Annotated in this window: 11 protein-coding genes; 4 read left to right on the top strand and 7 right to left on the bottom strand. The window is 53.0% G+C overall.

The features are described from left to right. Positions 1 to 24: 24 nt before the first annotated feature. Positions 25 to 1,428, bottom strand: a complete 1,404-nt coding sequence (locus FIV45_RS00920; RefSeq protein ID WP_204602304.1) for a M20/M25/M40 family metallo-hydrolase — start codon at positions 1,426 to 1,428, stop codon at positions 25 to 27. Between the two features lie 208 nt (positions 1,429 to 1,636). On the opposite strand from FIV45_RS00920, the gene FIV45_RS00915 reads away from it, so the two are divergent. Beyond that, entirely contained in the window at positions 1,637 to 2,116 is a 480-nt protein-coding gene (locus tag FIV45_RS00915) for a hypothetical protein (RefSeq protein WP_099474416.1), read from the top strand. On the opposite strand, the gene FIV45_RS00910 is transcribed toward FIV45_RS00915, so the two are convergent. The 3 genes from FIV45_RS00910 to FIV45_RS00900 form a co-directional block, all read right to left on the bottom strand. After that, a complete protein-coding gene (locus FIV45_RS00910) occupies positions 2,105 to 3,361 on the bottom strand; it encodes a Fic family protein (RefSeq protein ID WP_165777065.1) in 1,257 nt (418 codons plus the stop codon). The two genes, FIV45_RS00915 and FIV45_RS00910, sit on opposite strands and share 12 nt — an antisense overlap. 224 nt (positions 3,362 to 3,585) lie before the next feature. Further along, positions 3,586 to 4,122, bottom strand: coding sequence for a CYTH domain-containing protein (locus FIV45_RS00905; RefSeq protein ID WP_099474420.1), 537 nt, complete (start codon positions 4,120 to 4,122; stop codon positions 3,586 to 3,588). Then, entirely contained in the window at positions 4,119 to 5,258 is a 1,140-nt protein-coding gene (locus tag FIV45_RS00900) for an aminotransferase class V-fold PLP-dependent enzyme (protein WP_099474423.1), read from the bottom strand. Before FIV45_RS00900 ends, FIV45_RS00905 begins: the two co-directional genes overlap by 4 nt. Before the next feature lie 150 nt (positions 5,259 to 5,408). On the opposite strand from FIV45_RS00900, the gene FIV45_RS00895 reads away from it, so the two are divergent. Continuing rightward, a complete protein-coding gene (locus tag FIV45_RS00895) occupies positions 5,409 to 5,822 on the top strand; it encodes an MAPEG family protein (RefSeq protein ID WP_165777066.1) in 414 nt (137 codons plus the stop codon). Here FIV45_RS00895 and FIV45_RS00890 read toward each other — a convergent pair. The 3 genes from FIV45_RS00890 to glpK all read right to left on the bottom strand — a co-directional run bounded on the left by FIV45_RS00890 (position 5,817) and on the right by glpK (position 9,906). Next, positions 5,817 to 7,748 carry an alpha/beta hydrolase family protein gene (locus tag FIV45_RS00890; protein WP_099474427.1) on the bottom strand — a complete coding sequence of 644 codons (1,932 nt, stop codon included), beginning with the start codon at positions 7,746 to 7,748 and terminating at the stop codon, positions 5,817 to 5,819. The genes FIV45_RS00895 and FIV45_RS00890 overlap by 6 nt on opposite strands. 197 nt (positions 7,749 to 7,945) lie before the next feature. Further along, positions 7,946 to 8,272 (bottom strand): ArsR/SmtB family transcription factor, encoded by a 327-nt coding sequence (locus tag FIV45_RS00885; protein ID WP_204602306.1) that lies wholly within the window; start codon positions 8,270 to 8,272, stop codon positions 7,946 to 7,948. A gap of 146 nt (positions 8,273 to 8,418) precedes the next feature. Further along, positions 8,419 to 9,906 carry a glycerol kinase GlpK gene (gene glpK, locus FIV45_RS00880; RefSeq protein WP_099474429.1) on the bottom strand — a complete coding sequence of 496 codons (1,488 nt, stop codon included), beginning with the start codon at positions 9,904 to 9,906 and terminating at the stop codon, positions 8,419 to 8,421. A gap of 139 nt (positions 9,907 to 10,045) precedes the next feature. On the opposite strand from glpK, the gene glpD reads away from it, so the two are divergent. Continuing rightward, on the top strand, positions 10,046 to 11,629 hold the full coding sequence (gene glpD / locus FIV45_RS00875; RefSeq protein WP_099474431.1) for a glycerol-3-phosphate dehydrogenase: 1,584 nt from the start codon (positions 10,046 to 10,048) through the stop codon (positions 11,627 to 11,629). Next, the gene (locus FIV45_RS00870) at positions 11,598 to 12,074 is read left to right on the top strand and encodes a hypothetical protein (protein WP_099474434.1); all 477 of its coding nucleotides are present in this window, start codon (positions 11,598 to 11,600) and stop codon (positions 12,072 to 12,074) included. Before glpD ends, FIV45_RS00870 begins: the two co-directional genes overlap by 32 nt. Positions 12,075 to 12,083: the final 9 nt, after the last annotated feature.

Genomic DNA, 12,083 nt, shown 5'->3' with positions numbered 1-12,083 from the left:
CCAAATATCCAAAATTCAGGTGATTTACTGCTGTGACATGGACAAGGCTTTCAGAATGTCTGTCCAGTGATCCAGCCCGTCATAAAAAGTCTTGATCGGCAGGCGTTCATTCAGACCATGCGCGAACATCTCGTCCGGATTCATGAAGGCGCTGGAAATCGCCACCGTCGGAATGCCCGCCGCCCGGTAATGCATGCCGTCGGTGCCGCCGGATTCCATGAAGGCTATAATATCGATCCCGGGATAGCGGTCCTGGACTACAGTTTCAAGCGCCGCCAGGACATCGGGGCGCAATTCTGAAATCGGACTCACGGTCGGATTATCCAACACCTTGAACGTCACCGCGTCATTGGCAATGGCGTCCTGCAGGGTCTTTTGCACCGCCGCCACCGACACGCCGGGGAAGATCCGGCAATTGACCGTCACCGTCGCCGACTGAGGCAGGGCATTTTCCGCGTGTCCCCCGTGCAGCATCGTCGGCACACAAGTGGTGCGGGTCGTGCCCACATAAGAGGATTCGACCTCCAGCCGATCTGTCGCTGTCTTGTCTTCCGGATGATCCGCGAATCTGATCATCGCCGCGCCGAGCTCGCCGCCGAGTTTCCCGCCTGTGGTGCGGAAATAGTCACGGGTCATGTCTGTATACCTCACGGGAAAATGCACCGCCTGAACTTTACGGATCGCCTCCGCCAGATCATAAATCGCATTGTCCGGCCTTGGCCGCGAGCTGTGCCCGCCCGGATTCGTCACCGTCAGTTCGAACGTCGCATAGGTTTTTTCCGCCACTTGCACAAGATAGACCACCGGTTTTCCGTCGGCGCGCAGTTCCCCGCCACCCGCGTCTGTATTGAGGGCGAATTCCGCCCGGGTCAGATCGGCGCGTTCATAGGCCAGCATCCGGGTCGTCGTCATGCCGGTTTCCTCGTCCCCGGTCAAAGCAATCACCAGATCCCGGTTCGGGGTGAAGCCTGCTTTTTTCAGGCGAATGAAGGTTGAAATCAGCTGGGTCACCCCAAGCTTGTTATCCACCGTGCCGCGGCCATAAAAGTAGGTTTCATCCTGGGTCAGCTCAAACGGCGGCCGCTGCCAATCCTTTGGATCGGCTTCGACCACATCCATATGCGCAAGCAGTAAAATAGGGTCCTTGCCGGAAGAGCCGTCGCCGCGGTAGCGCACCACGAGGGCCGCGGTCTCTCCTTTTGGCAGAATTTCAATATCCTGATCGGTAAAGCCCGCCTGGTGCAATTCACTAACCAGATAGTCGACCATCTCCGGCACCTTGCCCCGCCCTGCGACCGTCGGGATGGAAATCACCTTGCGGTATATCTCCAGCGCCTTTTTGCCGTGCGCGCTGTCCCGGTCTGCGGCGACAACCCCTGTCGCGCCAAACGTCATACATAATGTTATCACGAGGAATAATTTCGTCATCATCTCACCCTTGTTATGTTCTTTTTCACAACATACCATTGATAGACAGGATGATGTTGAGAAAAATTCCCCCCGGCAATTTTTGCGCGAACTTTCTGCCGAGCCTTTTAAGAACCAACGCAAAAACCCTCCACCTCGCGTGCTGTGCCAATTGGCATGCTCCTTGCTCTAAGAAAACTATATTTTCTTTCTGCAAAAGGAGCGGGACATGATCAGTGACTCCATTCGGGCCGGCGCGGCCACTATTCTCGGCCAGATTTCCAGCCAACCAGCCCACCGCGACAAAACATCGGACAGCATTCCGGGCCACGATGGCGGACGGATCATTCGCGATCAGATCACCTTGTCCGCGGCTGGTGCCCAAAGCCTGGAGGAACATCGACAAGCGGAAAAAGACGCGCAGAACAAGCTGGTTGATGAAATCATGACCAAAGGCATCCGTGAATGGGCCCAGGAAAAATACCGCGAGAAGATCGAAGCCGAGGTCCGGGCGCAGGTATTGAGTTCCATGGGACTGACCGAGGATGATTATGCAAGTCTGGAGGCGGAAGTCCAGAAACGCATCAGCGACATCATCGAACAAAAGGTCAAGGAGCGCCTGGAAGAAGAGATGAGTGAGCAGGCCGCCAGATCAGCCGCAGAGACGGGTCAGGATCCCACATTCCAGCAGGCCTTTCTAAGTCTTTAAGGCCGTATCCTCTCGAAACAGGTCTTTCACTTTAGCTGTCGGATAATAATAAACTAGCTTTCCCTGTTTCTGCGACGTCAAATACCCTGATGTCTGCAATTTTTTCAAATCCTGAGCCGCTGGCACTCTGGTCACCTGATGTATTTTACTCTGGGCGGAAACATTGGTTCTTTCACCGGGATTTTGATAAAAATGCACCAGAAGTTTCAACTGGCGTTTATTAAAATCATGGTGCGACCGGACAATCTGGTTTTCGACCTCTTTGTCCTTTTTCTTGCGCGCGATATATTGGGAGAAAGTGTCTCTGGCCTGCTTGATCTTGCGGATATTATAATCAATGAAATAGGTCAGGTCGTTATCATCCTGCTCGCTATAGACATAGGCCTGTGAATATTGCCCTGGCGATTTCTTGATCATTTCCGAAATTGGCAGATAGGCAAAAGCCCAATAGTCATGCTTTAACAGATACCAATAAAAAAGCACCCGCGCCAACCGGCCATTACCATCCATATAGGGATGCAGGATCGCCAACCAGAAATGCAGCATAATGGCCTTGATCACCGGATGTATAAAATCAGACAGGTCCTGGTCATTGGCGAATGCGATCAGTCTGGGCAGTTCCTGTTCCACAAAAGCAATTTTGGGGCAAATATACGTGATCTGATCATCCCCCTTTGGGCTGATGACAATCTTATCCTCATCCGTCCGAAAAACCCCTTGCGCATCTTTGGGTAAAGTATTCTGTGTGATCATGACATGCAATTCATTAAGCATATCCAGACTTAAGTCTTTTTTGCAAAATTCCTGCTCGATGGCTTTCATTGTCTTGTAGTTGTTCAGGATCATATGTTCCGCTTTATCCTGCGGCGCCCGGCCTTCAATCAGCATTTTTTTGGCCACAACCCGGGTGGTATGCGCCCCCTCCAGTTGCGATGAGGCTATCGCTTCCTCCATCAGCCCCCGCGATACATATTCCAGTTTCTCATTATCTGTAATATGATTTTGCCCCATCAAATGCCCGCCCATATGAAGGTCAATTTCATGCAGGAATGGCGCGTAACGGGACAGGTGAAACCAGCGGAAGATTAAATCACCATCATCCAAAATTGGCGTATCGTTGAAATTTATCTGTCGGTAAGCTTTCACATGCGCCCAAAATTCTTCTGCCTCCATCTCCTCCGGTAGCCAGTCTTTTCGTTTGATTTTGGACCAATAAAGATATTCCGGAGAATGAACCTTCTCCATAAGCCCTGAAAAACCTTTTGACTGATATAAATTGTCGACCAAAGTTGAAAAATCATACTCTGTATGATTTGGCTTTTCTATTTTTATGAATTTTTCCATATAGTTATAAATCCAATATATATACTTATGTATAAAATATACTTATACTATACATATTGAAAAATAGCAAGTATATGTATAGTTATACAGGTTCTATACATATACTATATATATCCGATACCCTTCTAGCCCTGCAGCCGTTGCACCAGATCGGCGTAGCTCACACCCCAGCTCTTGAAGGGGTTCTGGGCGATATGGGCGTTATAGAATTTCTGAAGTCCCGTGACTTCCGGCCCGATCCACGGCGGCAGGGTGATGTCTTCCGTCTCTGACTTTAGTTCCACTTCCGCAACGATTAGGCCTTTATTGGCCCCGTCAAAAATATCCACTTCCCAGATATGCCCCCCGTGGTGGTAAATTTCTCGGGTTTTTTCGATCTGCGGCTCACTGCAGGCGGCAAACAGAACCTCGGCTTCATCAGCGGTCAAAGTCTTTTCGATCTCGTAACGACCTATGCCTTTGCTCGGGGTTTTCACCGATAGAATATAGCTGTCATCCTTTTGCCGCACCCGGACCACCGTGCCGCCGTTGCGGGCGATATAACCCTGACGAATATGATGGCGGCGCTCAGGCTTGGCCTCCGGCAAACGGGTCAGGAGAAACTTCCGCTCGATTTCCACCGAGGTGCTGTTCTTCTTCCCGCCAAACAACCCTTTGATCACAGAAACTCTCCCAGCGCCTCGAGCAGGCGGACCCCATCCGAAGCGTCATTATAGATATGCGGCGAGACCCGCATGCTGTCACCGCGGAAACTGACGTAGATCTTTTGCGCTGTCAGATGTTCCGCCAGGCCCGCCGGAACCCCGCCCTTGAAATTCAGACCGATCAGATGCGGCGAACGCTGGGCCTTGTCCGCCACCCCCAGGCCAAGCGCCTGCGCCCCGACGGCGATATCATCGGTCAGGCCTTCCAGGTAAGTGGCGATTGCCGCCGCCCCCCATCCGTTTAATCGTTCCAAAGCCGAAATGACAATCGGTGTCAGCATGAAATTGCTGCGTTCTCCGACATTAAAACGCCCGGCGCCAGGCTCATAGGCCGGCTGATAATCCACCAGACGGGCAAAATTGCGCGACCCCTTGCGGGAAATCCAGGCCTCTTCCAGCGGCACCCCGCCGTGATGCCGCGGAGCGACATAAACGAAGCCATAACTGTACGGCCCCAGCAACCATTTATAGGCGGCCGCCACCATAAAGTCAGGGTCAACCTCTTGCACCGAAAAGGGCACGACGCCCAGAGACTGAGTGAGATCAAGCACCAACGCCGCCCCCTGTGCGCGACAGGCCGCCCCGACCCGCACCAGATCAACCCGCCCGCCATCGGTCCAGTGGGCCGCGGCGCAGGCGACGATCGCCACTTTCTCATCAAGGGCGTCACAAAGCGCCCCCGTCCAGTCGCCGTCGGCGGGCCGGGAAATGGTCACCAGCTCGGCCTGGGCCTTGCGGGCGACGTCCTGCCAGGCATAGACATTGGCGGGGAACTGTTCCGCCAGTACGAGAATTTTCTGCCCCGCCGCCACCGGCAGGTTTTTCGCCGCCAGGGCGATACCGTAGGACACCGCCGGCACCACCGCCATATCTGATCGCGCCGCGCCGATCATGTCGGCCATGAGAGAACACGCCCGATCATGGGGGTCAAAGAAGTCATCCACCCCCATCACCCAGGGGCGGCGTTTCACGGCGACCGCCGCCTGCCCGGCCTCTGCCGCCTCGGTCATAATCGGGCCCATATAGGCCGCGTTGAGATAGGTCACGTCGACAGGGATATCGAACAGATGTTTCTGGCAGGTGAATGTCGTCATAGGGTGCGGGCCTCTTGTGATCGCGAACTAAAGTCAAAAACAGACAGGAGTCTTGAGCCTATCTTGCCGATCGTCATTTACCAAATAAAATTAGCCAAATGCGCATTTTTTGCTAAACTGAAAAAAAATTCAACAGGAAGGGTTAGGTCAATGCAACTTATTTATCCCATGGGATTACTTGCGATTTTCACATTACTCTATGCGGGGCTGGTGCTCGCCACCCGCATCAAGGCCTACCGACAGGGAGACGTCAAAGCCCGCTACCTTCGTGAATTCACCGACGACACACCGCCGAGCTATATGCAGAAACCGACCCGGCACTGGAGCAACCTGTTTGAACTGCCGGTGCTATTCTACGCCGTTTGTCTGACGATTTTGGTGCTGAACCTCAGCGATACGGTTTTCATCTATCTGGCCTGGAGCTTTTTTGTCATGCGACTGATCCATGCGCTGATCCACACCACCTATAATCATGTATTACACCGTCTGGGCGCCTTTATCATCGGCCATCTGATTATCCTCGCCATGTGGGTGAGACTGCTGATGATGGTTCCAGCCTCATAGGTTTTTCGCGAGGAATTTTTCCACTTCCTGCAGGAATTTGATGCGGTCTTTCTGATTGCTGAGATGATGGTCACCATCTTTCAAAGTGACAAATTTGAAGGACTTACGCGCCCGTTTCAGTTTCTGGGCCATTGCTTTACTGTGGTCGTAACGCACCCGCACGTCTTCAGTGCCGTGAACCAGCAGGATCGGAACATTCAGTTTATCCACATGATTGATCGGTGAAATATCAGCAAAACCCAGATCATCATTGCGGATATAATACTGCCAACGACGATAATCAAGAAAATGCCGGTCATCCTGCATCATACGGCTCACATCAGTCACCGCGGCAAAGGCGACGGAGCATTTATATAGCGTCGGGTCCTTGACCACCGCCTGCAATGCCGCATAACCACCATAACTGCCGCCCATAATGCAAATGCGGTCCGCATCGGCGAAGCCCTGCTCAATCGCCCATTTGGTGCCGTCATTAATGTCTTCGAGCATCTTGCGGCCCCATTCATGGTGGCCGAGGGCCTCGAATACCGTGCCATAGCCTTCTGATCCACGATAATTCATCTGCAAGACACCGTACCCGCGAGTGGTAAGAAACTGCACCCAATAATCAAACCCATAACTGTCCCGGGCGAACGGGCCGCCGTGGGGCAGGATCACCATGGGAATATTTTTCGCCGTTTCCCGGTCGACACCCCGGGGCAGGGACAGATACCCGGAAATAGCCAGCCCGTCCCGGGCCGTATAGCTAATCATCTCCATAGGAGACAATTTGCTGCTCGCCAGCATCGCATGGGTTTCATTAAACTTATACAGTTCTTTGGTCTCCAGATTAAGGAAATAGAGGTCACCCGGCAGGTCAGGCGCCATAACCTTGATGATGAATTTCTTTTCATCCCGGCTTTTACTGACCATCTGGACCTGCTTGTAGGGGAAGTTTTTCTTCAACATTTTCTGTAGGGCTTTATACAGACTGTTCCTGTATACCGTATGAGGCATTTCATCCAGATACCGGTACCCGTCAAGACCGCCTTTATCATTGATGATCAATTCCGAAACATCAACCGTATCATGACCCGCGATCTTCTCGAGAAATTCTTCCTGTTCCGTATCATACCGATAAAAAGCCTTGCGGCCCTTCTCATCCAGTTTTGAAACATAAATAACATGAGGAACTTCTGTGAAACCGGCCATGGTGAAGGGGACGTCATCCTTGATGACATCATATTTCGCCAGGGTTCGCCAACTGTCGTCCGCGCTATTGCGGAAAATCAGGCGGTTGCGCAGTTTATACATGCCCATGCCCATGCGCACCACGCCCTTACCGTCGGCCCACCAGTCCCGCACCGACGCTCTGCTGCGCACCTGACGTTTCATACTGCCAGTATTGACATTGACCTTATACACATCAGGATAGTTTGTTTTACTGCGATCCACCCCCATCAGAATATGATCCGGATCATCCGGCAACATACTGATCACATCACTGTGGAACTGAGATTTCAAATCCCGTTTCAAAAGCTGAATTGAATTTGATTTGTCCCAATTCATCGCCACGATGCGGCTCATCCGGTAGCGCAGAAAGCCGTCCCGTTCTGTCCAGCCGACAGTGACAATCAACCGGTGATCATTGACCCACCGCACTGATTCAATCTCATAACCCTTATAGGCGGAAACATAAACGGCGTCTGATTCCGCTTTGTCAAAACTCTGGGTCACCAGGACATAACCGCCCTGATAATTTTGCAGTGACGCCACCCGTTTGCCCGTGGGAGACAATTTGATCAAACGGAAGTTCGGCAAATCGCCAAAAGCCTCCGCCGAAATGGCCCCGCCTGTCTCTGTCGCCCGAGCGGCGCTGCCCAACAGGGCAAATACCGTCAGACCAAGGCAGACTACATAAAGAAATAAAGATGAAATGCGTGACATAATGTCCCCCCAAGAAAAATACAGCCATCAGGTTTATCAAACTGTAGATACACACCCTGACGTGTCAAGACCAGTACTTTAAAAGAAAAACCAGCCCTGGTCCAGGCTGGTTTTTTATAAGAAAACGCATCAAAGGCGTTTCCCCGAATATATTCCGGGAAAGATCATCTTCAAGATGCAAGAAGCCTCAGGAAAGCCTAAACGGCCTCTGCATATTCATCGCGACAAAAGAGGTCATAGGTCAGCTTCAGCAAATGCGCCACCCGTTCGTCTTTGATGCGATAGAAAATCTGCTGGCTTTCTCTGCGGGTTGATACCATGCCTTCAGACCGCATGCGGCTCAGATGCTGTGACAAAGCGGATTGAGAAATATTAAGGTTTTTCTCCAGATCCCCAACGCACATTTCACCGTCCATCAGGCGGCTTAAAATCACCAGCCGGTTCGAGTTTGCCATTGTTTTAAGAAAGTCTGCTGCTTCAGAAGAAGATTCCTGAAGTCTGTCCGAATCAATCATATTTATCATGATGTTGGTCATCCCATTCTACCGTATGTTAAAATCTGCCAATTTTGTACAATGTTTCTTATATGAAACTTTTGCATTATTTTTATATAGTATTATGCTTATATAACATTTAACCCAATTGGAGAATACCCAAAATTATATATTTTCTACGTGGAATAATAACACGTTGATTTCAGGGCTTTTTTCCAACCATTTTTCTTTATATTTTTTTCAATATCATGCCGATTCGGCGTGATGTGAAGATCATACTCGCAAAATATTGACAAATCCCTAATTGCGTTAACCATACCGGACCCAATCCCTGCGAGTATCGCAATACCGACAGAAGTGGTCTCCGTAATCCGCGGCCGGTGCACATCTACGGTTATAATATCGGCAATGAACTGCAACAGCCATTGATTGGCCACCATGCCCCCGTCAACTTTCAGGTGTCCGACCTCTAGCCCGGCGTCCTGCTGCATCGCGTCAATCAGGTCCGCCGTCTGATAACCGATCGATTCCAGCGCCGCCCGCGCAATCTCGGCCCGGCCACTGTCCCGGGTCAGACCAAACAGGCTGCCCCGCGCATCCGGGTTCCAATGCGGGGCGCCAAGTCCGGTAAAGGCCGGCACCAGATACACCCCTTTGCAACTGTCAATGGAACGCGCCAGATCTTCGGTTTCCGCCGCATGGGCAATGACCCCCAGCCCGTCCCTGAGCCATTGAATGCTGGAACCGGCGGAAAAGAAACTGCCTTCCAGAGCATAGGCGGTCTGCCCCTTGACCTGATAGGCCACCGTGGTCAACAGACGGTTCTGCGACATAACCGGTTCCGACCCGACATTCATCATCAGAAAGCCGCCCGTACCATAGGTGCATTTCACATCCCCCGCCGTCAGACAGTTCTGCCCCACCAGGGCCGCCTGCTGGTCCCCGGCCATCGCTGTAATGGGCAGGGTAAAACCGAACAGTTCCGCCTTGACAGCGCCAAAGTGATGATCGCAGGCCTGAACCTCCGGCAGCACTTCCGCCGGCACCCGAAACAGGTCGAGCAACGCTTCGTCCCAGGCCAGATCATGGATATTGAACAACAGGGTACGCGCCGCGTTGGTGACGTCCGTGGCATGCACCTCTCCCCCGGTCAGATGCCAGAGCAGGAAACTGTCCACCGTACCAAAGGCGAGCTCGCCCCGCGCCGCCCGCGCCCGGGCGCCCGGCACATGATCCAGAATCCAGGAAATCTTGGTCGCCGAGAAATAGGGGTCGAGCAACAGGCCGGTTTTTTCCATCACCCCCGCCTCCTGACCCGCCGCCACCATCTCGCGGCATTGTTCCGCCGTTCTGCGGTCCTGCCAGACAATCGCCGGATAGACTGGCTCACCGGTCGCCCGATCCCATATTAATGTGGTTTCCCGCTGATTGGTAATGCCTAACGCCTGCGGGCGGGTCCCGTCCGGCATCTGGCTCAGCGCCTGCCGTGCACAATCAAACGTCGAGGAAAGAATATCCGCCCCGGCCAGCTCGACCCAGCCATCCCGGGGATAGGAAAGGGGAATTTCCTGTTGGGCCCGGGCCACCACGGCGCCTGTGTCATCAAAGATCATGGCCCGGCTGCTGGTGGTACCCTGATCAAGGGCCAGAATATAGCCTGTCATCACCGCTCCCTTATGAAATCATGCCCAAACTGCACCGCGATACCGCAACTGGATATTGCGAAAAATGTCTATTGCCCTAATATAGGCTGAAACAGATGTGCATTATACAGCATAAGATGAATTGGGATCAAAATAATATATGACCACACTCGAACCTCCTTATGATCTGCTGATTATTGGCGGCGGAATTAACGGCGTCGGCATTGCCCGCGATGCGGCGGGGCGCGGGCTGAATGTTCTGCTGGTGGAGCAGAATGACCTGGCGTCCGGCACCTCGTCGAAAAGCACCAAGCTCATTCACGGCGGTCTGCGCTATCTGGAACAGTATGAATTTCGCCTGGTGCGCAAGGCTCTGAAAGAACGCGAACTGCTGCTTGGTCTGGCACCCCATATCATCTGGCCGATGAAATTCATTCTGCCTCACGCCCCCCACCTCAGACCTAAATGGATGATCCGGATCGGTTTGTTTTTTTATGATCACCTGACCCGACGAAAAAAACTGGGCAAGTCCCGGGCCGTGAAACTGGGCGAGGACAGTCCACTTAAAGCCGACTTTAGCGACGCCTTCAGTTATTACGACTGTTGGGTGGATGATGCCCGTCTGGTGGTGCTGAATGCCCGCGATGCCCAGGATCTCGGCGCAACAATACGTCCCCGGACGATTTTCCAGTCCGCCCGACAGCAGGACGGCTTGTGGCAGGCCCGGCTTAAAGATCGCCAGACCGACAGCCTGATGGATGTTTCCGCCAAGGCAATCGTCAATGCCGCCGGCCCATGGGTATCTGATGTGATCTGCGACCGTCTGGCCCTGCCGGCCCATAACCGGCTGCGTCTGGTCAAGGGCAGCCATATCATTCTACAGCGCCTGTTCCCCGGTGATGATTCATACATCCTGCAGATCGCCGACGGGCGGATAATTTTCGCCATTCCCTATGAAAAAGACTTCACCCTGGTGGGCACCACCGACGAAGCCTTCGACGGCGACCCCGACGACGTTCATATATCAGATGCGGAAATCGACTATCTGTGTCAGCAAATCAATCTTTATTTCACTCCGACCCTTGGCCACCCCCTGACGAAAGACGATGTGGTCAGTCATTATGCCGGGGTGCGGCCCCTGTATGATGACGCCACGGCCGAGGCCAGCGCCGTAACCCGGGATTATGTACTCGCGCTCAGGGAAGACGGCGGGGCGCCGCTGCTGTCTATTTTTGGCGGCAAGATTACGACTTTTCGTCTTCTGGCGGAACAGGCGATGGAAAAACTTGCACCGTATTTCCCCGATATGGCCGAACCCTGGACCGACAGCGCCCCCTTGCCCGGCGGCGCACTTCCGGATCAGGACCGCACCGCTTTCATCGCCGCCCAGCAAGACCGCTACCCCTGGCTCGACCCTGACCTCTGCGCCCGCTATGCCGGTCTATACGGCACCCGCATGGACCAGATGTTCAAGGACTATCCCGGCCGGTCTTTGAAGGATGAAGGCGTGGAAGACCTCGCCACAGAGGGCTATCTGATCGGGCCGGGCCTGTATGATTACGAGGCCGACTTTCTGGGCCGTCATGAATGGGCCCAAACGGCGGAAGATATTCTCTGGCGACGGACCAAACTGGGCCTGCGCTGGTCGGAAGAAGACGTCACACGACTTGAAAAATGGCTTAAAGAAAAACAAAGCAGAACAGGACAACATTATGCGTCACTTGATAATCGGATTAATTTTTAGTCTCTCTACAGGCGCGAGCGTCGCCAAGGCGGATACGATACAGGACATACTGACCTGCCGTTCAATTACCGCCATTGACGCGCGTCTGGCCTGTTTTGATGCCGTCGCCGATAAAATAAAGACACCCCCCGCCGTGAACGCCTCCCCAGACAACGCCCGGAAGGAAGCGAAATCCAGCGGCCAAAAAATACCCCAAACCTTCGGCTTAAAAGAAAAAGAAGGTGAACACATCACACAAACCGTCACCGGCATAAAATTTGGCCCGGCAAAGCAGTTTATGATCACCACCGAAAGCGGTCAGGTATGGCTGCAAAGTGACACACAAAAAGTCAAGTTGCCCCGGAAGCTACCCTTCACCGTAACCATTGAGCGCGGCGCCATGGGCAGCTATTTCCTTAACGCCAGTGGCCAGAGCACCCAATATAAAGCCCGGCGTTTAAAATAAGCATAGGCC

It is taken from the genome of Paremcibacter congregatus (assembly GCF_006385135.1).
Classification (GTDB): Bacteria; Pseudomonadota; Alphaproteobacteria; order Sphingomonadales; family Emcibacteraceae; genus Paremcibacter; species Paremcibacter congregatus.
This window is presented reverse-complemented; position numbering and strand designations above follow the sequence as displayed.